This is a genomic window from Microcoleus sp. T2B6, from assembly GCF_036700475.1.
Taxonomy (GTDB): domain Bacteria; phylum Cyanobacteriota; class Cyanobacteriia; order Cyanobacteriales; family Microcoleaceae; genus Microcoleus.
This window is the reverse complement of record NZ_JAUBOZ010000001.1, coordinates 204,621-226,136: the sequence shown is the minus strand read 5'-3', so window position 1 is coordinate 226,136 and position 21,516 is coordinate 204,621. Positions and strand designations below refer to the sequence as shown.

Here is a 21,516-nt window from a genome sequence, read left to right as displayed (position 1 = left end):
TGGCAGTGATTCCGGATTTGGGTTGGGGGAGAGTGGGAGTGTGGGGTATCGGCCAAACAGGGCATCGGGCATCGGGCATCGGGCATCGGTTGCCCCTCACCAATAACTACTGTTTGTGGATGCGATCTAGCAACCAAAGAGATCCGAAAATCCCGACAAAATGGGCAACAGTGGCGTGAGTATTGGCGAGTACGACAAATATATCTAGGGGCTGAATAAATCGACCCACATCAACTGCGGCACCGAACAAGGCTTGCGGCTGAGCTAGAGATTTGGCTAAAAGCGTGCCGCTGATGGCTTCGGCGCCGATCAGCGTCAGCACCATTCCCGATAAGTTGCTCATCAGTGACAGCCGCACCTCTTTGATGGTATCGGCTTTTTTGGGGCGGACTGCGTTACCGGGCGATCGCAGTTGTCTCGACAAGCGAGTGAAGCGAAAAGAGCGATATACGCTGTAAGCGAGTACGGCCAGCCCGCAAATGGCAAAAAATACGCCGCCGCCGGTGCCGGCACTGTTTGAACCCGCACCGGCGGTAGCCCTGGGGAGGGCGAAGGGGATGGCAAAGAGCAAAATGATCGCCGCTACCACCCCTAGCACTAACTGTACCCAGAAGCAAACCCAGCCTGTTGTACGAAGGGCAAAGGCTACTCGCTGTACGGCGACAGGAAGCTTATCGTTATCTAACTGATTAGTCATATTTTGAGTGGGTATAATTAATTGGCATTAGTTGGCAGCAGTTTTTTCTCTTCGGGGACGGTTGACGGCGGTTAACCCTCTTTATAATAGAAGTAGCAATGTTTAAGATTTGTAACTAACATTGGATTTCACATTTGAATAGCGTCGATCGCCAGGTACCCAAAGCAATGACACAACTACAACCCACCGTCACCCCCAAACTGGAACAGCCAAAGTTTGGTTTCAACAGCTACGCGGAACGCCTTAACGGTCGAGCCGCGATGATCGGTTTTTCTCTAACTTTAATTATCGAGTATGTCACAGGCCAGGGCTTGCTGTCCTGGTTAGGTCTCAACTAATTTTAGCAACGGCGCGGTCAGCGTTACACTTTGTCTTGACTGGAACGGCAGCGGGTGTGAATTCTGCTGACCGCGACAAATTCGGGAATTGATTAAAATATTAATTAGAAACAAGCCCAGCGACTTCTCTGCCGAGAGAGTTCTGTTCCAGAATGCAATAGCTGGCTTTTGGAGGTATATATGGGGTGGAATTTTGATTTCACAAGCTTGGCAATTTTGCCTCGCTCCCGTACAATTCCCCACAGGCGAGAAGATGAATTTAGGTCAGCACCCCCGACTGAAGTACGGGGGCTTCGAGCCTCCAACTTTAGGTAGCTGACCAGCCTAAGTCTCTTGAGGACTACGTTATCGGCAAGCGTTAAAGCTCCTACCAGGGAATGCGTAGCTAGTTCACTGCTCTAGAACCAAAGCGTTAAACATCTCTAAGGGGTTTAAGGACGTGCGCTTTGGAAAGTACCGACCGATAACTTTGGCGAAGCTAACTTTACCCCAGAAATGGGTGTTTGAGGACAACCATATCCTCTCGGAGGGGACACCATACCCCTCCACCCCGCGGGGATTTAATTCAATGTAAAGCCGTCGAGCGAAGGACGGGGCTTCAGCCCTCCGCTACGCTCCGCCCAGATTTTCGGTGAAGCTAGTCTTTGAGCTAGAAATCCCGATCGTTCCGCCAACTCTAAGTTTTAGAGCTTGTAAATAAATATAGAACAGAGTAAAACCAAATGAATGCTTCGTGGACGCGACTTTTGAGGTCAGCTTACCGTAAAGAGCCAATTACCAGCTTTGTTGTGACAGTGGGCGTTGTCGATGCCGCCATCGGCAGTATCGGTGCGAGTGGCTCTTTATTGGCTTTTGGGCTTGGCACCGCTGGGGTGGCGATGGCTCTCCGCTGGTGGCAATCTTACCGCTCTGGAGCCGAACAAACCGCACCTGCTCCCGAATACTATCTTCCTCCTCAGTCTTCTAGACCTCAGTTACCGGTGCTTAATGTGTCTAAAAAAAATCCTCCTTATTAAGATGACCGCGCAATGGTGACTGGGCGATGTGCCGATCGACTCCCTGGATCTGAGGCACCAAAAGATAGGGCAAGAAAGTCTTTCGATCTTGGATGCTTGGTTTATGAATATTTCTGTTGCCGAGAAACTGTACAAAATTGGCTCTGTAGCTGCCTGTAGTGGTTTGTCGGTAAAAACTGTTCGTTACTATGAGGAGATGGGCTTGCTGTCTCCTGCGGTGGAGCGATCGCCCGCTGGTTATCGCTTGTTTGGCGAAACCGTATTCAACAGGTTGGCGTTTATTAAACGATCTCAGACTCTGGGTTTGAGCCTGCAGGAAATTAAGGATATTTTAGAGGTTCGCGATCGGGGAGAGTTGCCTTGCTCTGAAGCGAAGCAGCATCTAACGGCTAAGGTTGAGGAAATTTCCGTGCAAATTGCAGCCTTAGAAACTTTGAAGGGGGAGTTGCAAGGCATTCTCAACTGCTGGCAAGAGCAACCCTCGCAGGCGAGCATTAGTAGCACGATTTGTCCGAACATTCAGCGGGATTGAGCAGCGGAAAGATACAAAAAAAGGGAAGGAATTATTGGTTTCCTTCCCTTGATGGTTTTGTGGGTGGTTTTGTGGGTGGTTTTGTCGATCGTTTGGTCGATCGTGTTGAGCTTTTAACTGTTTTCGCAGAGTTTGCTGTTGCTTTTTGAGTTGCCGAGCCCTGGCTGAGCCGCCTTTACCTTTGGAGTTTCTGCCCTCGCTGCGGGGAGACTCCCAACTTTTTAGTCTCATGGTTTTACTTGTTTGCACTACTTCTATAATACACCGCCAGATTTTCACTGTCAAGTATTTTTTAGAGCGATGTTTCGTAGTATCAACTGTTGACTGGTGGGGATTTGCTAAAGGCATAGCGATGGTGCGCCCCTAAACACCCTACAGCCCGATGGTGCCCCCATAAGCACCCTACAATTAGAGTTTTTTGTGGGATTCGGTTAACAGCTCTAATTGTGTATATAGGAATCCTAAATCATTTGCATAATTATTGTAGGGGCAATCCCCCCGTGGTTGCCCGATAGATAGGGGGTAGGCACGGGGAGTAGGGGTAGCACTACCCCTACAAATTTATCTGAATCATTTAGGATTGCTATATTTATCAGTCCAAATATCCGGCGGGTATTTCAGCATCTGTAAAAATTGGCAGCGTTTCCCAAATTTTCACCCATTCGGGAAATTGGGCTACTTTTTTTAGGTGGAGCGACATTTCTATTAAGGAAAATCCTAAATTGTGGAAATCTTGAATAAGTTCGGCTTTCAAAAAAATTTCATTTTTAGCTAAATCGGGAGCATTAGTCGCAATGACAACGCTGTTGCCGGCTTCTAAATTGCATATATAAACTTGTGCGAACACAGTTTGAATCGTTTTCACCGCTGCCGCATTAAACTCTTGTTTGTGGAACAGGTGGACAACTAGAACACCTGCGCTTGACAAGCGAGTTTTGCACAGTTGGTAAAATTCTTGTGTCACCAATTTATAGGGCATATAGCCGCTGCCAAAACCAGCATCCACGATAATTATATCGTTTTTTACTGGGGAATCTTGTTGGGCTAGATATTCGCGCCCGTCTTGAATGGCTACTTTGAGTCTGTCGTCGAATTGAATGCCAAAAAATTTTTGAGCTACTTCGACTATTTTTTGGTCAATATCTGTACATTCGACTATCGCGTTAGGGAAATAGTGGTGGAAAATTCTGGGGAGGGTGCCGCCACCAAATCCAATTACATAGATTTTTTTGGGGTGAGTTTTCCAGACTAATGCTAGCAGCACGGATCGGGAATAGGGAAAGATTAAATTTAGTGGATTGTTGAGGTCTAGGATTGATTGAGCTACATTTGTGATTAAGGTTTCTCTGTCTGCTAAAAGCAGTAGTAGCACTGAGTTTATTTTTTTTACGGCGATGCAGTTGGCGCCGGAGTTTTGTTGAAATAGGATGCCGTCTGGCTGTTGCTGAAGCCAATTGATTTGTTGGTGAATAGCTGCTAAATTGCTAGTTTGTCGATCGCCTTTATAATCAGTCATACGATTTTAGATTTTAGATTTTAGATTCAGGGTAAACGAATCTTAACTTTAACCCCAAATATGCTACAGTTATATCTGACTAATTTTTTATGTACTTTATTGTAGTTCATGAGTGCTGCGCTTCACGCACTTTGTGACAAGTTGGGACGTAAGGGCGATCGCATGATTTAATCATACTTGTATGCTCAGTAATTAATTAATGAGTGGAATTAATCGCCAAATCACCCTTGACAGCAGGCACATTGCTAAACACTTGCCAGACACGCCACAAATGAGAAGACTGCTTAATAAAGGACGTGCTGCTCATATTTTTAACGATGAGGCTACTATGAATCAGGTAGCTCAAGCCATAATAGAAGATGGAGAATTTACAGGTACGATTCGGGGATACGATCGTTATGGTATGTTTTTTGCTGAATCAATTGGTTATAGAGTTGACCCGGATGGTAGCCGTCTTTTACTTTACTACGGAGAGATAAAAATTGATGCAGAAAACCGATACCACGTTACGCCTCGAAGCCGATTTAGTGAAGAATAACTGGGAATTTACAGAGGTATGGATCGATCCAAATCTTTCACCACCTTATCTGCTTTTGTTACTAAGTGACGCTGAGGGAAATTGTCGGATCTACAATCCGGCTGAGGGTTATAAAGTTGTGTTTTCTAGTAAGAGTTATGATGAGGCGCAGTATTGGCTTTTAGAGGATGAGTATGAACCCGTAGAAGGGCGGCTGAGTGTGTCGGAGTTAGCTTGAATAATTCATGTAGGGGCGATTCCCTACGGGATAGCTGCGCTTCACGCACTTTGTGACAAGTTGGGACGTAAGGGCGATCGCTATTAGGTCATTATTCCGCACTGTTTGCTACAATTATTTAAGTCAGCTTTAAAAACTGCCATGACCCAAGCTACCTCAATAACAACTGAATATCAAATAACTGTGAGTTCTCCAGTCTGGCAAAAAGTTGAGCAAATTGCCGGAGAATTTAACTTGTCAGTTTGTGAACTATTGGAACAGATAGGCGAAGGTCAACTGAAAGTTGTTGCGGTTGCAACTAATTCGGAAAAAATCAGCGATCGAGATATTGCAAATGCTTTCCTTTGGTTAGCCGCGCAAACTGATGTAGCAATCAATGTCTACAAGCTACAAAAACTCTTGTATTACGCTCAAGCTTGGTATTTAGGAGTTTACGGCACGCCACTATTTGATGCAGATTTTCAAGCCTGGATTCACGGGCCAGTTATTCCTGATTTATTAGAAAAGTATCAATGCCAATTTAGTTGGGAACCAATTACAGAGAAAATCGAACAACCGAAACTTCCCCAAAAAATTGGGGAATTTATCGAAGAAGTTGCCGAGGCATATTTTGAGTATGATGATGAAACTTTGGAACGAATGATTTGCAGTGAAATGCCTTGGCTGGAAGCGAGAGGGAATTTGCCGAGAGACGAATCTTGTCATGCCATTATTTCTCAAGAATCGATTAAAAAATATTATTCTGCTCGTGTCAAAGAAGAAACCTCTGTCTAAAATTGTCCCTTCTCAACGGAAGGCGCCCGAAGGTTTGGGATTTTCCTTTAAGTACCTGCAAACTCAGAATGAAAAATTTTCAATTTGCGAGCGGGATCGGTAAGCACTCATTTTCTAAATAATAAACGATGAGGCTACTATGAATCAGGTAGCTCAAGTTATGCTAGGATACTCTTGCGAAAAGTAGTGACCTGACACGCGATCGCTCCCATTAAAACCCTGATTGCCTATGTTAAAATTATGGAAGCTCAACCACGAGAAGTACAAAACTACCTGAAAGCCGACGGGACAAGTCCCTTTGAAGGATGGCTTGATTCCCTTCAAGATACTAAAACTGTATCTAAAATCAAGAAACGACTCAGGCGGGTTGAGCTAGGCAATCTGGGAGATTATCGCTCACTAGGAGCCGGAGTTTATGAACTTAAGATTGATTATGGCCCAGGCTATCGGGTTTATTTTGGACAAATCGGGTTAACAGTTGTGTTGCTGCTATGTGGCGGTGATAAAAGCACTCAAGATCAAGATATTAGCCAAGCTAAAAAATACTGGAGAGATTATGAAAGAACTCAAAGTGCCAACAACTAGAAGCTACCATGAATACTTGATTTCTTCTTTAAAAACCCCTGAAAGTGCTGCTGGCTATATCGAGGCTATGTTGGAATTGGAGTCAGAAGGCCCCGAACCTGAATTGCTGCGAGCAGGACTTAAAGATGTGGTGGATGCTTATTTACAGATGAATAAGTTATCGGTGGAAGGTAAATTTATTTATGAGAAGCTCGATCGAATGTTGTCAGAGAGTGGGGGGGAGGAAATTTATGCTTTGATAACTCTACTAGATAAATTGGGGTTGCAGTTGGCTGTCGCAGTAAAATAGGTTAATTAATAAAATAGTTAGGGCGATCGCACTTTGTGACAAGTTGGGACGTAAGGGCGATCGCGATTTCTAGTAACTAGGATATCAGCAGCTAGGATTGGGGCTTAATCTCTGGTAATTTAAAACTTAATTGGTAATATGGATAAAATCAAGGAGCTTCAGTTTTGATTCTGTTGCTTATTAGCGTGTAGTTGTTCTGATAATCAGCAAGCTTTTCTTTAGCTTGAGCTTCCACAAATGTACCTTGAGGAATAGAACTTAACAAGTTGATCGCCTGCTGCAATTTTGATTGAGCATTCTGCCAGACTTCTTTAGGATGAGGTGGATTATTAACCATGACGGCTGCTTCCCATGCTAGTTTTTGGGCGGATTCTAAATTAGTGGCTGCTTTCTGTTCAGTGACAATTCTATTAGTAATCGCCTGATAGTTAGTTCGATAAACACTTAGCTTTTCTTGAGCTTGAGTTGCAACAGCCGAATTGTCTGGAATTGCCTCTAACAATTTGATTGATTCCTGCCACTTCCCTTGTACTTGCTGCCAATTTTCTAGTGGATGAGGTGGATTTTGAGTCATAACGGCAGCTTCCATTGCTAGTTTTTGAGCGGCTGCTAAATTTGTTGCTGTTGGGTCTGGCTGAGGAGCCGGTGTTAAGGTGGGTGAAGGTTCAGAATTTGGTTTTTGCTCCCCAACATTTAGAGGAATTCCCGAATTTGCTATTGTCTCCTGACTCGGTGAAATTTGAAAGGTAGTTTTCCAGCCGACAAAACCCAAAACTCCTAGAGTCAGTGTGGATAGTATCAGTATCCAGCCACTTCTACCCCCGCGTCTTTGCTCTGAAGACATGGTACGGTCAATAGAATTTAGAGATTCTCCTGTCTGTGTGCATCTTTCACTTTGCTTACGACTAGGTTTTTTTTGTTCCTTGTGACGGCGTTCTTCTTCTAACTGTTTAAGAGATTGTTCGGCCTGTCCTCTTAACCTATTAGCCCGGTCAATTAAAGCATTAGCTTTTTCTTTTAAAGATACACATTCATTCAAGATAATTCCTAATGTTGTAGTTTGACCCTCATAAGATATAATAAGCCCATGCTCTTCATCAAACCATTCTATCGCAAACACTAATTCCCCAAAGTAAGATATAAAAGCTTTTATGCGCTCAATTGGCTCGACATTACGTTCAAGATTGTGTACGATACTATCCAGTTTGGGCTGAACCTGTTTTAGCTGTTCTTGAGCTACCTTTATTTGCTGAACTTGTTGCCTTAAACTTTGCTCTTCATCAAAGTCTATGTGAATTCTTAAATCTTCATCAATTTTCCTTACTTCTTCTGGGATACTTAGAGATTTCCTTTCCCATTCTAGCTTGATCAATAATTGTGAATCCTTTAAAATATTTTCTGCTATATTCTTGAGACCATCGCCCCACTCAATTAAGTTTTCAACATTTTCTATTAAGTCAGCAAGAGACGTTTCCTTATCTGGATCGCCCAATTTTTCAGCAAGTAAGCCACTCCCTGCCGATACAAGTGCATCTACTAAAAATCCACCAGGTATTAACCAGCCCGCAACTGCCCCTAACAAAGGTATCGCTCCCAAAAATCCTTTATTGAATCTCTCATTATTTAATACTTCTTCAAGTTCCTTGCCAATAGTATTTAGTCGCTTTATCAGATTATCTATCTTCCCAATTTCACGTCTGATTTCACTAGGATTGCCAATAGTAAGTTTCATTTCCTCGGCAATTTCTGGCAGTTGGTTTAGAAGGTTTTCAATGTCAGCCATGATTTACTCTCCTTTAGAGTGGGGGAATCCCCACTCTAGTTTATCAATAATTGTTTAACAGCTAGCTAATTAAAACTTCCACTCGTGGTTTGGATCGGCAAGAGCAGCCTGCACAGAAGATAAATTAGCCAGTTCTTTAAACGGGCTAGACTTAGCAAGCTCTGTAATCGAATCTAATGCTAATCCCAGTTGCTCATTATTACCAGATGCTATTGCTCGATCTACCACATCGAAAAGTTGATTAAAATTTTGCGATCGTTCATCAAAGGATCGATCGAGGTACTCCATTAACAAGTCACGTTGAGCTTTAATCTTGGCTAGGCTTTCCTTTTCCCAAGCTTTGATTTCACGGCGCTTTGTCCGCTCTTGTTCAGCGATTTGCTTGTACTCAAAGTAATGTGCAATAACTTGCTGAAAGGCATCAGCACCGCTAACAAACGCTGCCATTTTGCTCATTGTTAATTTCCTCACATATTCCGGTATTTTGCTTGAATATTCGCCACGGTCGAATTCAGATTTCCTTGGCTGTCTAACACAGGGGTTTGCATAATTTCTACAAGGGCTTTCACTAGCATTAGTGCCTGTTGAAACTTAGCAGCATCTTGAACTATATCAAAGGATTTTGATTCAAGTTCGTTGAGAAGTAGAGCAACGCGGCTATCTAAATCAGACACCAATTTGCCTAATTCTTTGACTCGCCGTTCGACTTGTCGGATGAAATCTCTAGCCTCTTCAATTTTGGCAACTTCAACGTTAACCTGAGCTTCGTATTCACGTGCTTTCGTTAAAGCTTCCTCACCTTTACCTGCAATTTGGAAACCGCCAACAGCTAAAGCAGGCCCAAGTGCAATACCTCCGAGTACAGCGCCACCTAGTGCCATGCTGCCACCGCCTAACCACGCCGCCACACCAGACATACCGAGTTGAGAAACAGCTACATTGGTACTAAACAAGCCAAAAAATTGAGGAACTGCAACTGTCCCAAAAGTTTGCGCCACGCCTACTGCTGTAGCACCAGCAGCCGCGCCTGCCCCTGCGGATGAAGTCACACCTTGGAATACTTCCTGACCTTCCAGCGCGACAGTTTTGTATTCTTTTAGCTGCTGAATTGATATGCCTTCTAGTCCAGCTAAAAATTTCATATCACTTTGGGAAGCTTTCTGGCCAATGCGTTCGATGAAAGCCACAAACCGCCCAATAGTACGATGCCTTACACGAATTTGCAGTTGACCGTAAACTTCTGCTAATCTGTTGGCTGCTTCCCAGTCTACTTTTAGATCGCTGACTGCTTTCTCCTGTCGATGTTGGGCTCGTTCTCCTATTTCCTTGGCTTCATTCATTTTGCCCATGCCTTCAGAGCCTTTAACCGATCCATACGCAGCCCCAGCCGCAGCTAAAGCGCCCATAATAAACGGAATTACAAAAATCATAAACCACTCCTTTTATTCCCAGTAAATCAATCACCCAAAGACACATTCAGCTCCCAGTTTTTATCCTTCATCTCTTGATATGAATATGTCAAATCGCCTCGCCTACCGATCTGAATTGTGTAAAACTCTGCTTTTCTTATACCATTCACTTCGATAGAAAATTGGCAGTGGTTATCAGATATTATTTTACCTATGCCTAACTCTCCAGTCGCAATAGTTTCTCCTTTATGATCTTTTACTAGCACCTGCCTACCACTTTTAATATCCCCGTAACCTCCTTTTCCATTACAAAACTGACCCACTCCACCGAAGAAGTCATCCTTGAGTGTTAGTGAGCCTTTAATATTGTGATTGAAACCTAAAAAAGGTATTCCTTTAAAGGTTAGAGTTGCTAAGAGAATAACTCCTACTACAATCAAACGTTTTTGACGCTCTGGATTTTCATTAATATAATTTTGGCCGATGTCCAACACTTCTTTAAATTTTCGTTCTCTAAGCAAATCAATAATCGGAGTCAATAGATCAGTCAAATTTGCAAATTTATCTGTTGATAATTTTTTTGAATCTGAACTAACCTCTGCCTTTAGCTCAAACTCTCGATTCCAAGCCGGAAAATCTTCACCCGCCTGCTGCCCGTAAACTTTCACAGAAGCGATCGCCCCCGCCTTCAAATTCGTCAACTCCCTGCGGACAATCCTGATAGAAGCCTCCTCATCAGGAACCCGATCGCCCTCCAGCATCACCTGTAAACAACCATCTTGCAAACTCGCAGTCGCACTAATCCCCTTATTCTGTAACGGAAGATTTAACAGACTGGCGATCGCATCCACATCCCCAAGCTTAGCCCGTTCCTTCAAACTAAGCTGATTTGACTCCGTATTCTCACTAGAACTTGCCCGCCCCTCTGTGACATTTGCAACAGGCAAATTTTGCCCCGCCACTTCAAACTCTTGACTCCACGCCGGCACCTTTGCGCCCGTCTGTCGCCCGTAAACCTTCACTTTCTCAATTGATGCAGCCCCCAAGCCAGCGATCGACTTACTCACCCACGGGGCCAAGACTTGCTGACTAGGCGCTTCTGCCGATTCCAGCATCACCTGTAAACAACCATCCTTAAGGGAAGCTGCGGCGGTGATGCCCTTGGCTTGTAGCTGGCGGTTCAGCAGAAGCGCGATCGCCTTTGCATCTCCCTGTTTCGCGAGTTCCAAAATATTCGGTTGTGTCATAACAGGTAGATACAACTAGCGCTTAGCATAACCTTTTGTTGTCTTAAGTATAAATTATTTCCTAAATACCAAAGCTTGTCAAGCCATATAAAGTCACATTTAGTAGTTGTTTCCATCCCAACTAGGTCATAAAAAGTCACATTTAGTTGGTTGCTAGTGAAAAAGTCATATTTAGTTGGGTTACAATCAGGTCAACCCCTTGCATCTACGTGACCGATGGACGTTGAAGAAGCTTTAGAATTTGTAGACCATCTAGCTTTGACTACTACGGGAAAACACTTAGATAGTCTGCAAAAAGCTATATTACGTGGCGCTTGGGACAATCAGAAATATAAAGAAATTGCACAGCATCACAACCGTTCAGAGAAATACGTTAAAGAGGTTGGCTTTAAATTATGGAAACTTTTATCAGTTGCATTAGGCGAGGAACAAGTATCTAAAGCAAATTTTAGAGCTAAGTTGGAAAATTTACAAGCTTCTAATATTGTCTCACTCGTCGGGAATGGCTGCATTCATATTGGTAACATCTCTGCTGATAGTTCGCAATCCTCAAAAAGATTACAATCTGAACCGCAAGAAAAGGATAAGTTTAACGAAAAAACAAGCAATTCCGAACAGAAAGTACATTTAGATTTAGCTGATGCACCAGAACCCAACCTATTCTCTAACCGCACATCCGAACTCACCACCCTCGAAAACTGGATTTTAGGCCGCACCCGCCTCATCAGCATCTTAGGCTTATCCGGTATTGGCAAAACCGCCCTTACTCTCCAACTAATCTCACAAATTCAACACGAATTCGATTACATCATCTGGCGAAGTCTCCGCAACTCTCCACCCCTAGCATCACTGCAAACCGACTTAATTAAATTCTGTAGGGGCGGTGTCCCCGTGCCCGCCCCCTCCGTGCCCGCCCCCTATCCCGAAGAAAGGGCAACCACGGGGGGATTGCCCCTACTAGAATATTTACGATCGCACCGCTGTCTCATCATCCTCGATGATATCCAAACCATTTTCAGCAGCCAACAACTCGCAGGAAATTACCAACCTGGATATGAAAATTACGGCGCATTCTTCAAACAAATAACAGAATCATCGCACAACAGTTGCTTAATCCTCCTGAGTTGGGAAAAACCCAGAGAAATCGCCGCCTTAGAAGGGGAAAACCGCCCCTGCAAATCTCTGCAACTCAACGGTTTAGGCCCCGAAGCACAAGAAATATTCACAGAAAAAGGATTAGCAGAACCGGAGAAATGGTCAGAACTAATCGACCTTTACCGAGGCAATCCCTTATGGTTAAATATAGTTGCCACATTGATTCAAGACTTATTCGGCGGTAGCGTTTCCGAATTCCTATCCTATGATACCCTATTCTTAGGAGACTTAGAATCACTCCTGCACCAGCATTTCGATCGCCTAACCGCATCCGAACAACAGGCGATCGCATGGCTAGCCAATACCCCCGAACCAGCCGACATCTCAAAAATACCAGAAAACCTGCAACTATCACCGCCAGAACTATTGAAAGTCATGCAATCTTTAGGACGACGGTCATTAGTTGAAACAGTAAAACACAACGGGCGATCGCACTTTACGATCGGGCCAGTAATCAGAGAGTATATAATCAACAAAACCCGAAACAAAAACTGATAAACTTATCAATTTTAGTCGTGGAGGCAGAAACCGGGTTTTTTACGAAAACACTGCATACCTGCCTAGAATTTGGTAAAAAACCCGGTTTCTTTGATATTGATGCGTAAGTCTTGAATCTGCATTTACTTAGCAATTACTGACCCCACTCACGGAGTTTTACAATGGCTACAGCAACATTATTAAGTCACGAAATAGCAGAAGGTCAAAGACTAATAGACGCTCTAAATGCAGCAAATCTATCAGTTGATTCTGCTCTCTGGAACTACGCACCAGAACCAGAAACCTGGCGGCTGATGCTCACCTCACCTCTGTACGATAGCGAAGGGCCTCTTAAAACTTATGGGGAAATTCTGTCAGTCTTTCGCGAAGTTAAACCTGAATTGAAAATCGATTGGACAGCCCTCGTAGCCGTAAGCCCAAAACATGACTTAATTGAGGGCTTACGTCAGGAACAGCAAAAGTGGAATTTAGACTTATCTGGCAGAAGATTGACAAATAATCGGATTAATCAGACGTGGATCGAAGATGCTTACATTTATCAAATCAAGTGAGTTGACACGGCAAAAAATAGCTTAAAATAGGTGCGATCGCTTTTATTATTAGTCCGCGCAGGCGGACTTTGTATGTGTAGTAGCGGTTTCAACCGCCGAGTCATCCGAATTTGGGTTCCCCCCACATAACTATATTAATGAAAATCGCCACCTGGAACGTCAACTCAATCCGCACCCGCCTAGAACACGTTACTAGCTGGCTGCAAACCAACTCCCCAGACGTTCTCTGCCTCCAAGAAACCAAAGTTCCAGACAAAGACTTCCCCCTAGAACCCTTCATCAACCTCGGCTACAACTGCTACATTTCCGGTCAAAAATCCTACAACGGCGTCGCCATTCTCAGCCGATCGCCCCTAACGCAAATCAGCACCGGATTTGCCCCCCTTCTCGGCGACGAAGCCACAGGTATTTTTGACGAACAAAAACGCCTAATAGCCGGGGTTATAGACGATATTTGCATTATTTCCGCCTACGTTCCCAACGGTTCCGAAGTTGGCAGCGAGAAATATGAGTACAAACTAAAGTGGCTCAAACTGCTGCAAGAATACCTCAAAATAGCACTAGATAAATCCCCCAAATTGTGTATTTGCGGCGACTTCAACATCGTCCCGGACGATCGAGATATCCACAATCCCAAAGCCAATGCTAACTCCGTCGGCTTGTCTGTCGCCGAGCGCCTCGCGCTAAAAGAAATCATAGAATTAGGATTAAACGACCCCTTTCGCAAATTCACATCAGAAGGCGGCCATTATAGCTGGTGGGACTACCGCGCCGCCGCATTTCCACGCAACAACGGCTGGAGAATCGACCACCATTATCTCAGCCCTCCCCTGTACGAACAAGCAAAAAACTGTACAATAGACATTGCTCCCAGAAAATTAATCAAACCCAGCGACCATGCCCCCGTAATTGTCGAAATTTGATTTATAAGTTATAAGGTTAGTAACAATTGACATCTTGCCCCATTCTCAATAAGCCTTGGATGGGCGGACAGGATGCCCACACCACAATAAAATTAACTCTTTGTGGAACAGGCATCTTGCCTGTTCTTAAGGGGCAGGATGCCCAACCCCTACTCCCCACAATAAAACTCACTATTTGTGGAACAGGCATCTTGCCTGTTCTTGAGAAATGTGCAATATGTAAGTAACAACCAACCACAAAAAATCATGTTCTTAGTAACCGGAGCAACAGGCGCACTAGGCCGCCGAATTGTACGAGAAATCAGACAGCAAGAAAAGCCTGTCCGCGCATTCGTTCGCCTCGCATCTCGCTACTCTGAACTAGAAAACCGAGGCGCCGAGATTTTTATCGGCGACTTAAAACAAGACAAAGATATTAAAAAAGCCTGCCAAGGAGTGCAATACATCATCAGCACCCACGGCACCGGCGGCGATGTTCAAGCAGTACACTACCGCGCTAACATAGAATTAATCGACTGCGCCAAAGAAGCGGGAGTGCAGCACTTTGTCTTTATTTCGGTACTGGGAGTCGATCGAGGATACGAAGATTCCGCAGTATTCAAAGCCAAGCGAGAAGTTGAAAAATACCTGCAAAACAGCGGATTGAATTATACAATCTTGCGGCCTGCCGGTTTTGCTTCCAGCTTGTTACCGCTAGCAGAAAGATTTCGAGAAACCGGACTTTACCTGCTGATTGGCGACGGCAAAAACCGCACCTCTGTTGTCAGTACCGATGACTTAGCAAAGATTGCCGCAGACTCGGCAACAGTCGAAGGCGCACGCAACCAAATTCTGCGAGTCGGTGGCCCGGATGTGCTGACAAGGGATGACATTCCCTGCATTTTTGCACGCTTATTCAAGCGCGAACCGATAGTAATCAACCCGCCGCTGATGGTGTTTGACGGTTTGAGAAATGCGTTGGGTTTATTGAATCCTCAAGCTCAAAAAGACTTAGGAACTTTGCGGGTATTGCTGGGTAACGAGTATTTCTGCACTCCCGAAGAAGTGCAAAACTTGGAATCAATCTACGGCATGAGAATGGAATCCTTAGAAATGTTTCTGCGGCGCAATTTAAGCGTTTAAAGTGCTAGTAATTCTCGTTCCCAGGCAGAGCCTGGGGACGAGCAAATGTAGCGCCAAATCGCAAATGGAAACCACCTAAGCAGAAATAGGTACTGGTTCAGCACCAATATAACTCGTAACTGCGATCGGCGGCGAAGTCGGCTTAGCAATCAAATAACCTTGAACAAAAGTTGCTCCCCGTTCCCGCACCCACTCAAACTCCTCCAAAGTTTCCACACCTTCAGCAACAGTTTTAATTTCTAATTGAGCGGCAATTTCTAACATCTTTTCAGTAATTAGGGCCTTATAATAATCTTGATCGACGTTGCGAATCAATTGCATATCCAACTTAATAAAATCTGGACGCAGTTGGTGCATCAAATTTAAATTAGAAGAACCGCTGCCAAAATCGTCCAGGGCAATTAAAAATCCCGCCTCTCGGTAAAACCTCAGAATATTAATCAAGTGATCGATATCAGGAGGGTGCTGAGATTCCGCTACTTCAAAAACAATATTGCTGTGAGGAATTCCAGATTCATCAATAGCCTGTACTGTTCTTCGCAGGCACGTAGCGGGATCGTAAACTGAAGTCGGAGAAAAATTAATAAAAAGTAGTTCTTTGATATCGTAAACATGGGCTTCGCGGATAGCGCGAGTCCGGGCTAAAACATCTAGTTGAAAAATTAGGCCGGCTGATTCTGCTTGGGCAAAAATCCGACCCGGATAAATTAAGTTTCCTTGCTCGTCAATTCCTCGGAGCAGGGCTTCGTGGGCAAAAATTTTAGAAGTATCTGAGGTATAAACAATGGGCTGAAAATGTGTAGTAATGCGTTCTTCGGACAATAAATCTAACAGCCAATCAGAGTTACTCAAATTAATAAAACTGTCTAAGGAAGTGCTGCGATAAAAATCGCTAAGTTTTGGCTGTTCAACTTCGCGCATCCACAAAACTTTTGTCTCTTTCAACTCTTGAGTTGTCAGCACCGATGATGCTAGGGCGTTAAACTTTTCTTTGGCTATTCCCTCAAGCATAACGTACAAACACTTGCTCTCTTCTAAAAGCTTGAATTCAAGTTTAGCCTTAGTCAGTGCCGAAATAACCTTGGTCAGGGTGTGCGATACTGGAAACCACAGGTATAGACCTCCCCTGCCCTCTATTTTTTCGGGTACTGTTTCGCAGCGAGAGCAGGAGCCGAAGGCTTTGCCACTTATTTGCATTGGAATATCCTCCGGTTTTCGGGTTAATTTTAGACCCGCTAAGAATTAGCTTTTATTATAAGCTCATTCACCTATTAATTCATCTATCTCAAGATGTAAATCTTAATGAACTTGTATTTAAGAATTATTGCAGTATTTATACTTGCCTCCGGTTTCAAACCTTGGTCAAAGTTCTCAGCATTGAGCAAGTACCTGTGATTAAACACAGTCCCAAATCATCACAGAGGGAGAAGGCAAAGACTTGTTCTCTAGTCTCTACTGCTGCTCTGATTGTTTACGTTTTATTCTATAATTCCCTCTGCCAAAACAGTGGCTACAGTTGATTTTTTAGCAAAGGGGAATTAACACGCCCATGAAGCGCAGCTATCCCGTAGGGAATCGCCCGATCGACTAATTTATGCGTACCAGAAATATACACACCCGGACGATCGCCCAAAACAAACTCACTTGCTGGGGCATATCCAATCTAATTTTATAATCGGGATGACAGGATTTGAAGCAGTTTTGGAGATACTCAGCTACTTAGAAGAGTCGGACTGAGCGAAGGATGAGCGGAAAGTGGAATATTCTAGAGGGTAATAAATCTGAAACTCGTTACCCGTGAAGAGTTAAAAGCAATCGGGATGACAGGATTTGAACCTGCGACCCCCTCGTCCCGAACGAGGTGCGCTACCAAGCTGCGCTACATCCCGAAATTAGTCACTAGATTTTAAGCTTATCACATTCAAGTAAAAATTTAGCAACCTCGTATATAATTATTTGTAAAACACTACTCAGGCGGAGACAGACGTGACAGTTAAGCCCCAGTGGTTGCGAGTTAAAGCCCCCCAGTGGGAGCGCGTCGGCAACGTCAAAGAAATTTTGCGGGATTTATCCCTGAATACGGTTTGCGAGGAGGCGTCGTGTCCGAACATCGGCGAATGCTTCAACGCAGGTACTGCGACTTTTTTGATTATGGGCCCGGCTTGTACCCGCGCCTGTCCTTACTGCGACATCGATTTTGAGAAAAAGCCCCAACCTTTAGATCCCACAGAACCCCAAAGATTGGCCCAAGCAGTGCAGCGGCTCAAACTCAACCACGTCGTGATTACCTCTGTCAACCGGGACGATTTGCCGGATGGGGGCGCGTCTGTGTTTGTCGAGTGCATTCAAGCAGTGCGATCGGCGATGCCCGATACAACTATAGAAGTTTTGATTCCCGACTTGTGCGGCAACTGGCAGGCTTTAGAAATTATTCTCGCAGCCCGGCCAGAGGTACTCAACCACAATACCGAAACCGTAAAGCGACTTTACCGCAAGGTGCGGCCGCAAGGAAAGTACGATCGCACCTTGGAACTATTGCAGCGAAGCCGCGAACTCGCACCTGGGGTTTACACCAAATCCGGCATCATGGTGGGACTGGGAGAAACAGACGCCGAAATTCGGGAGGCGATGCAGGACTTACGGGCTGTCGGCTGCGATATTTTAACAGTTGGACAGTACCTGCAACCGACTCAAAAGCACTTGAACGTCGAAAACTTTGTGCCTCCAGAACAGTTTGATGCTTGGAGAAAGTTTGGCGAATCTTTGGGATTCTTGCAAGTTGTCGCTTCTCCCTTAACTCGCAGTTCCTATCACGCCGAACAGGTGAGGGAACTGATGAAACTTTACCCACGCTAGCAATTTTAATTTGAGTTGACTCGCGCCCATTGGTGACAAGTTAAGACTTAATTGCATTTGTCAATCAGTAATATTACTCAAAAAAACGGCTTTTTTAGGAGTGGAAAATTTACGATTTGAGAGGGAGTAAGTATAAATATCATGGGAGGCATGATTCCTCGATCGCCCATATCTCAGTTTTATGCCCAAAATCCGAGTAAATGTTGAGCATAATTGCTGATTGACAATGCTTTCTTAGCTTAACTTGTTACCAAGGACTCGCGCGCGATCGCACCATTCTCACTAAAACCCGATCAACTGGGTAACAGCGAGGAAAAACCTGCGCTTGATATGCAGCCCCTGGGCAAAAAACCCGATTTCAGATGCTGGTGTTCGGGGCGTGATGTTAAGCCGGAAGCAGCAGCCAACAGCAAAACTATTATCGGTCGATCGCCGCCTCAAAGTCGCGAGTTACGTAAAAGAGATCCAGAAACCGGGTTTCTTCCTGAAACTTCTAGGTTTTAATCCAGAAATTTGAGGAAGAAACCCGGTTTTTGCGTCAGCCAATAACTCGGTACTGCGGACTATAGCAACTCTGAAGCTCATATGCTGTAATGGATTAAAGTTCTGCGCTCACAACAGCGTATTTAATCAAGAGCGCCGAGTTATATAAAGTTTTATTAAAAAAATGGCTAATTTTCCGAAGTGATCGGGAACCAGCTTATTGGTGATGAAGATTAACTTAACTTCTGACTAACGTCACTTGTTTCTAGCCAGTAACTATCTATACTAGCTACATAAACAAAGAAGTAAAGCACACTTTTCGGGCCTTCAACCTGTTACATCAGAAAGTTCTTAGCGTTTTCCAGAATCTTGGTAAAACAAGTGGGGCAGCAAAAGTTCGATCGAACAACAGCAGAAAAGTCAGAAAAGTTACTAAAGAAACACAAAGCGGTGATGCTTCGTCTTAACCAAATGGGCATCTTAATTATAAATAACCGCTAAGCGTAGCATCTTTTCACCGGAGCCACTGAGAAAATCACTATGCCAGCCACCTCTTTTTACGCTGAAGCTGAATTCGACGAACAACTGCAAGTCAATCCCTTGCAAGGTGATGTGTTGGATGAAGATGCTGAAGAAGCTGGAGACGAACTGCTCGACCAAGACCCAGCAGAGACAGAAGATGCAGACCCAGCAGCCAAATTGCAAAAAAATGCAAACCGTCGCACTACAGATTTAGTGCGCCTGTACCTCCAAGAAATAGGTCGGGTTCGTCTCTTGGGTAGAGACGAAGAAGTCTCGGAAGCTCAAAAAGTTCAGCGCTATATCAAATTGCTGGAATTACGTAACACCGTCGCCTCCCAGGAAGAAGGACTAATTGGACGCTTCGTGCATTTAATAGAAGTGCGCGATCGGTTATCCGCACAGTTGGGACATAAACCTTCCCTGGAACGCTGGGCATTAACCGCCGGTGTCGGTGACGTGCCAGAACTCAAGCGAATTATGTCCGAAGGCAAGCGCCAGTGGGCCGAGTTAGCAGAAATGACGGTGGAGGCGATCGAAAGAATTCAAGCTGAAGGCGTCGAAGCTAAAGACCACATGATTAAGGCGAACCTGCGCCTAGTGGTTTCGGTGGCGAAAAAATATCAAAATCGCGGTTTAGAATTGCTCGACTTAATACAAGAAGGTACTCTGGGACTGGAGCGAGCTGTAGAAAAGTTTGACCCGACGCGGGGCTATCGGTTTAGCACCTATGCCTACTGGTGGATTCGGCAGGGAATTACGCGGGCTATCGCCACTCAAAGCCGCACCATTCGCCTCCCCGTCCACATCACCGAAAAACTTAACAAAATCAAAAAAGCCCAGCGCAAAATTTCTCAAGAAAAAGGTCGGACAGCTACGATCGAAGATATCGCTGTCGAGTTGGACATGACAGCGCCCCAAGTCCGAGAAGTTTTGCTGCGAGTTCCCCGTTCTGTTTCTTTGGAAACTAAAGTGGGCAACGAAAAAGATACAGAGTTGGGCGACTTGCTCGAAACCGACAGCATCTCCCCAGAAGAAATGCTGATGCGAGAAGCTTTGCACCGCGACTTGCAGCAACTGCTGGCAGATTTGACCAGCCGCGAGCGAGATGTAATTCTGATGCGCTTTGGTTTGGGTGACGGACACCCCTATTCGCTGGCAGAAATCGGTCGCGCCCTCGACTTGTCCCGCGAACGAGTGCGTCAAATTGAAGCAAAAGCTTTGCAAAAACTCCGCCAACCTAAGCGTCGCAACCGCGTCCGCGACTATCTGGAGTCTTTGACTTAAATTGGGACGGTCAGTCAGCGCGATTAATCAGGGATCAAGGCATTTGGCACTTGTGCAGAAGGCATGAGGCATTCGGCAGAAGTAACAATATTTACTTCTAAACAACTTCTCTGTCCTCTGCAGCAAGTCAATCGATTTTAGATTTTAGATTTTAGATTTTAGATTTTAGATTTTAGATTGAAGTATTGACTTGCGCGAGATGAATCCGGGGGCTTGTATCCTTGATGCTTTCATATCGTTTCCGGTTGTATCGGAATGATTTAACCGCAGAGGGCGCAGAGAACGCAGAGGGAGAGAATACAGAGAGGAATAATTCCGATGCTACCGGATTTGATATCAGTCATAAAGCTGGTTACAAGTCAAAAAATATCAAAAACCAAATTTTTTCCTCAATCTTTTTTCAATAAGCTGCGATATTTGCAAAATATCTCGATCGTTGTGTATTATTGTCAATAGGCAGACTTTCTTGAGAGGGTCACTATGGCACTTTATACCGCGTCCTCATTCAAATCCGAACTCAATGACAAAGGCTGGCGGATGACTCCCCAACGGGAAACCATCTTGCACGTGTTTCAGAACCTCCCCAAAGGCAATCACCTGAGTGCGGAGGATTTGTACACTTTGTTAAAAAATCGCGGCGAAAACATTAGCTTGTCCACCATTTACCGAACTTTAAAGTTAATGGCAAGGATGAGCCTCCTCCGCGAACTCGAACTAGCAGAAGGTCACAAACACTATGAAATAAACCAGCCTTACCCGCATCACCACCACCACCTAGTCTGCGTTCAGTGCAACAGAACGATCGAATTTAACAACGATTCGATTTTGAAAATTGGCATGAAGCAAGCTGAAAAGTCTGGGTTGCACCTGCTAGACTGCCAGCTAACCATTCATACGGTGTGCCACGAAGCTTTGCGGATGGGATGGCCGTCTTTGGTTTCCAGCAATTGGTCTTGTCCGAGGTCGATCGCCCAGAACGGCAGCAGCGCCCCGGATTTAATCGAGTGACATTACACTATTTTCGCATTTCAAGTACGACTTGTTACAAGTTTTAACAAAAATCGGTAGCCCAAGTGCGATCAGAGTTACGCAGAAACCGGGTTTCTTAAGAAAAATACATCATTTCAGGAATGAGTCGGAAACAAGAAACCCGATTTCTTTGATGTAGCGTCCGCAAGCCT

General features: G+C 44.6%; 23 protein-coding genes, 1 tRNA gene and 1 pseudogene. 16 read left to right on the top strand and 9 right to left on the bottom strand.

Annotated elements, in window-relative coordinates; genetic code table 11:
* Positions 1-106: 106 nt before the first annotated feature.
* Entirely contained in the window at positions 107-697 is a 591-nt protein-coding gene (locus tag QUA00_RS01000) for a DUF3611 family protein (RefSeq protein ID WP_333146999.1), read from the bottom strand.
* Positions 698-864: 167 nt separating this feature from the next.
* Between QUA00_RS01000 and QUA00_RS00995 the strand changes: the two genes are divergently transcribed.
* The 3 genes from QUA00_RS00995 (at position 865) to QUA00_RS00985 (ending at position 2,583) form a co-directional block, all read left to right on the top strand.
* The gene (locus QUA00_RS00995; RefSeq protein WP_172186391.1) at positions 865-1,035 is read left to right on the top strand and encodes a hypothetical protein; all 171 of its coding nucleotides are present in this window, start codon (positions 865-867) and stop codon (positions 1,033-1,035) included.
* A gap of 722 nt (positions 1,036-1,757) precedes the next feature.
* On the top strand, positions 1,758-2,051 hold the full coding sequence (locus QUA00_RS00990; protein WP_333146997.1) for a hypothetical protein: 294 nt from the start codon (positions 1,758-1,760) through the stop codon (positions 2,049-2,051).
* A 103-nt stretch (positions 2,052-2,154) separates the two neighbouring features.
* Positions 2,155-2,583: a heavy metal-responsive transcriptional regulator gene (locus tag QUA00_RS00985; protein WP_333146995.1), complete on the top strand. Its 429-nt coding sequence runs from the start codon at positions 2,155-2,157 to the stop codon at positions 2,581-2,583.
* Positions 2,584-3,175: 592 nt separating this feature from the next.
* Here the strand turns inward: QUA00_RS00985 and QUA00_RS00980 are convergent.
* Entirely contained in the window at positions 3,176-4,099 is a 924-nt protein-coding gene (locus QUA00_RS00980; RefSeq protein WP_333146993.1) for a fused MFS/spermidine synthase, read from the bottom strand.
* 199 nt (positions 4,100-4,298) lie between these two features.
* Between QUA00_RS00980 and QUA00_RS00975 the strand changes: the two genes are divergently transcribed.
* The 5 genes from QUA00_RS00975 to QUA00_RS00955 all read left to right on the top strand — a co-directional run bounded on the left by QUA00_RS00975 (position 4,299) and on the right by QUA00_RS00955 (position 6,502).
* The gene (locus QUA00_RS00975) at positions 4,299-4,637 is read left to right on the top strand and encodes a DUF6972 family protein (protein WP_333408395.1); all 339 of its coding nucleotides are present in this window, start codon (positions 4,299-4,301) and stop codon (positions 4,635-4,637) included.
* Positions 4,585-4,854, top strand: coding sequence for a hypothetical protein (locus QUA00_RS00970; protein ID WP_333308162.1), 270 nt, complete (start codon positions 4,585-4,587; stop codon positions 4,852-4,854). Before QUA00_RS00975 ends, QUA00_RS00970 begins: the two co-directional genes overlap by 53 nt.
* A gap of 141 nt (positions 4,855-4,995) precedes the next feature.
* On the top strand, positions 4,996-5,628 hold the full coding sequence (locus QUA00_RS00965) for a type II toxin-antitoxin system antitoxin SocA domain-containing protein (RefSeq protein ID WP_333408394.1): 633 nt from the start codon (positions 4,996-4,998) through the stop codon (positions 5,626-5,628).
* Between the two features lie 240 nt (positions 5,629-5,868).
* Positions 5,869-6,213: a type II toxin-antitoxin system RelE/ParE family toxin gene (locus QUA00_RS00960; RefSeq protein WP_333308166.1), complete on the top strand. Its 345-nt coding sequence runs from the start codon at positions 5,869-5,871 to the stop codon at positions 6,211-6,213.
* Entirely contained in the window at positions 6,185-6,502 is a 318-nt protein-coding gene (locus QUA00_RS00955) for a transcriptional regulator (protein WP_333308168.1), read from the top strand. The genes QUA00_RS00960 and QUA00_RS00955 overlap by 29 nt, the downstream gene beginning before the upstream one ends.
* Positions 6,503-6,650: 148 nt before the next feature.
* Here QUA00_RS00955 and QUA00_RS00950 read toward each other — a convergent pair whose 3' ends face one another.
* From QUA00_RS00950 to QUA00_RS00935, 4 genes are all read right to left on the bottom strand, one after another.
* Positions 6,651-8,285: a hypothetical protein gene (locus QUA00_RS00950; RefSeq protein WP_333308170.1), complete on the bottom strand. Its 1,635-nt coding sequence runs from the start codon at positions 8,283-8,285 to the stop codon at positions 6,651-6,653.
* A 69-nt stretch (positions 8,286-8,354) separates the two neighbouring features.
* Entirely contained in the window at positions 8,355-8,741 is a 387-nt protein-coding gene (locus QUA00_RS00945; protein ID WP_333308172.1) for a hypothetical protein, read from the bottom strand.
* An 11-nt stretch (positions 8,742-8,752) separates the two neighbouring features.
* Entirely contained in the window at positions 8,753-9,715 is a 963-nt protein-coding gene (locus tag QUA00_RS00940; protein WP_333308174.1) for a hypothetical protein, read from the bottom strand.
* 26 nt (positions 9,716-9,741) lie between these two features.
* On the bottom strand, positions 9,742-10,941 hold the full coding sequence (locus QUA00_RS00935; protein ID WP_333408393.1) for a hypothetical protein: 1,200 nt from the start codon (positions 10,939-10,941) through the stop codon (positions 9,742-9,744).
* Between the two features lie 216 nt (positions 10,942-11,157).
* Here QUA00_RS00935 and QUA00_RS00930 point away from each other — a divergent pair, with 216 nt between their 5' ends.
* The 3 genes from QUA00_RS00930 to xth all read left to right on the top strand — a co-directional run bounded on the left by QUA00_RS00930 (position 11,158) and on the right by xth (position 14,068).
* Positions 11,158-12,591 carry an NB-ARC domain-containing protein gene (locus QUA00_RS00930; protein ID WP_333408392.1) on the top strand — a complete coding sequence of 478 codons (1,434 nt, stop codon included), beginning with the start codon at positions 11,158-11,160 and terminating at the stop codon, positions 12,589-12,591.
* Between the two features lie 164 nt (positions 12,592-12,755).
* Positions 12,756-13,145 carry a hypothetical protein gene (locus tag QUA00_RS00925; protein WP_333240877.1) on the top strand — a complete coding sequence of 130 codons (390 nt, stop codon included), beginning with the start codon at positions 12,756-12,758 and terminating at the stop codon, positions 13,143-13,145.
* Between the two features lie 137 nt (positions 13,146-13,282).
* Complete coding sequence (xth, locus tag QUA00_RS00920; RefSeq protein WP_333408391.1) at positions 13,283-14,068, top strand: exodeoxyribonuclease III; 786 nt, start codon at positions 13,283-13,285, stop codon at positions 14,066-14,068.
* A 16-nt stretch (positions 14,069-14,084) separates the two neighbouring features.
* Here the strand turns inward: xth and QUA00_RS00915 are convergent, their stop codons facing one another.
* Positions 14,085-14,258, bottom strand: a complete 174-nt coding sequence (locus tag QUA00_RS00915) for a hypothetical protein (protein ID WP_333144699.1) — start codon at positions 14,256-14,258, stop codon at positions 14,085-14,087.
* Between the two features lie 56 nt (positions 14,259-14,314).
* Here QUA00_RS00915 and QUA00_RS00910 point away from each other — a divergent pair, with 56 nt between their 5' ends.
* Positions 14,315-15,190, top strand: coding sequence for an SDR family oxidoreductase (locus QUA00_RS00910; protein WP_333144700.1), 876 nt, complete (start codon positions 14,315-14,317; stop codon positions 15,188-15,190).
* A 75-nt stretch (positions 15,191-15,265) separates the two neighbouring features.
* On the opposite strand, the gene QUA00_RS00905 is transcribed toward QUA00_RS00910, so the two are convergent.
* Positions 15,266-16,387 (bottom strand): EAL domain-containing protein, encoded by a 1,122-nt coding sequence (locus QUA00_RS00905; protein ID WP_333144701.1) that lies wholly within the window; start codon positions 16,385-16,387, stop codon positions 15,266-15,268.
* A 618-nt stretch (positions 16,388-17,005) separates the two neighbouring features.
* Positions 17,006-17,079 (bottom strand) — tRNA-Pro (locus QUA00_RS00900).
* Positions 17,080-17,170: 91 nt separating this feature from the next.
* On the opposite strand from QUA00_RS00900, the pseudogene lipA reads away from it, so the two are divergent.
* From lipA to QUA00_RS00880, 4 genes and pseudogenes are all read left to right on the top strand, one after another.
* Positions 17,171-18,046 (top strand): annotated as a pseudogene (gene lipA / locus QUA00_RS00895) (lipoyl synthase); the annotation flags it as partial.
* Positions 18,047-18,376: 330 nt separating this feature from the next.
* Positions 18,377-18,550 carry a hypothetical protein gene (locus QUA00_RS00890; protein WP_333408390.1) on the top strand — a complete coding sequence of 58 codons (174 nt, stop codon included), beginning with the start codon at positions 18,377-18,379 and terminating at the stop codon, positions 18,548-18,550.
* 519 nt (positions 18,551-19,069) lie between these two features.
* Complete coding sequence (gene sigC, locus QUA00_RS00885; protein WP_333205429.1) at positions 19,070-20,335, top strand: RNA polymerase sigma factor SigC; 1,266 nt, start codon at positions 19,070-19,072, stop codon at positions 20,333-20,335.
* A gap of 480 nt (positions 20,336-20,815) precedes the next feature.
* The gene (locus tag QUA00_RS00880; RefSeq protein WP_333144703.1) at positions 20,816-21,343 is read left to right on the top strand and encodes a transcriptional repressor; all 528 of its coding nucleotides are present in this window, start codon (positions 20,816-20,818) and stop codon (positions 21,341-21,343) included.
* Positions 21,344-21,516 lie beyond the last annotated feature (173 nt).

Bases quoted from the DNA above. Each gene is read 5' to 3' on its own strand.
- QUA00_RS01000 (WP_333146999.1), bottom strand. From the start codon at position 697: ATGACTAATCAGTTAGATAACGATAAGCTTCCTGTCGCCGTACAGCGA.
- QUA00_RS00995 (WP_172186391.1), top strand. From the start codon at position 865: ATGACACAACTACAACCCACCGTCACCCCCAAACTGGAACAGCCAAAG.
- QUA00_RS00990 (WP_333146997.1), top strand. From the start codon at position 1,758: ATGAATGCTTCGTGGACGCGACTTTTGAGGTCAGCTTACCGTAAAGAG.
- QUA00_RS00985 (WP_333146995.1), top strand. From the start codon at position 2,155: ATGAATATTTCTGTTGCCGAGAAACTGTACAAAATTGGCTCTGTAGCT.
- QUA00_RS00980 (WP_333146993.1), bottom strand. From the start codon at position 4,099: ATGACTGATTATAAAGGCGATCGACAAACTAGCAATTTAGCAGCTATT.
- QUA00_RS00975 (WP_333408395.1), top strand. From the start codon at position 4,299: ATGAGTGGAATTAATCGCCAAATCACCCTTGACAGCAGGCACATTGCT.
- QUA00_RS00970 (WP_333308162.1), top strand. From the start codon at position 4,585: ATGCAGAAAACCGATACCACGTTACGCCTCGAAGCCGATTTAGTGAAG.
- QUA00_RS00965 (WP_333408394.1), top strand. From the start codon at position 4,996: ATGACCCAAGCTACCTCAATAACAACTGAATATCAAATAACTGTGAGT.
- QUA00_RS00960 (WP_333308166.1), top strand. From the start codon at position 5,869: ATGGAAGCTCAACCACGAGAAGTACAAAACTACCTGAAAGCCGACGGG.
- QUA00_RS00955 (WP_333308168.1), top strand. From the start codon at position 6,185: ATGAAAGAACTCAAAGTGCCAACAACTAGAAGCTACCATGAATACTTG.
- QUA00_RS00950 (WP_333308170.1), bottom strand. From the start codon at position 8,285: ATGGCTGACATTGAAAACCTTCTAAACCAACTGCCAGAAATTGCCGAG.
- QUA00_RS00945 (WP_333308172.1), bottom strand. From the start codon at position 8,741: ATGAGCAAAATGGCAGCGTTTGTTAGCGGTGCTGATGCCTTTCAGCAA.
- QUA00_RS00940 (WP_333308174.1), bottom strand. From the start codon at position 9,715: ATGATTTTTGTAATTCCGTTTATTATGGGCGCTTTAGCTGCGGCTGGG.
- QUA00_RS00935 (WP_333408393.1), bottom strand. From the start codon at position 10,941: ATGACACAACCGAATATTTTGGAACTCGCGAAACAGGGAGATGCAAAG.
- QUA00_RS00930 (WP_333408392.1), top strand. From the start codon at position 11,158: ATGGACGTTGAAGAAGCTTTAGAATTTGTAGACCATCTAGCTTTGACT.
- QUA00_RS00925 (WP_333240877.1), top strand. From the start codon at position 12,756: ATGGCTACAGCAACATTATTAAGTCACGAAATAGCAGAAGGTCAAAGA.
- xth (WP_333408391.1), top strand. From the start codon at position 13,283: ATGAAAATCGCCACCTGGAACGTCAACTCAATCCGCACCCGCCTAGAA.
- QUA00_RS00915 (WP_333144699.1), bottom strand. From the start codon at position 14,258: ATGCCTGTTCCACAAATAGTGAGTTTTATTGTGGGGAGTAGGGGTTGG.
- QUA00_RS00910 (WP_333144700.1), top strand. From the start codon at position 14,315: ATGTTCTTAGTAACCGGAGCAACAGGCGCACTAGGCCGCCGAATTGTA.
- QUA00_RS00905 (WP_333144701.1), bottom strand. From the start codon at position 16,387: ATGCAAATAAGTGGCAAAGCCTTCGGCTCCTGCTCTCGCTGCGAAACA.
- QUA00_RS00890 (WP_333408390.1), top strand. From the start codon at position 18,377: ATGCAGCCCCTGGGCAAAAAACCCGATTTCAGATGCTGGTGTTCGGGG.
- sigC (WP_333205429.1), top strand. From the start codon at position 19,070: ATGCCAGCCACCTCTTTTTACGCTGAAGCTGAATTCGACGAACAACTG.
- QUA00_RS00880 (WP_333144703.1), top strand. From the start codon at position 20,816: ATGGCACTTTATACCGCGTCCTCATTCAAATCCGAACTCAATGACAAA.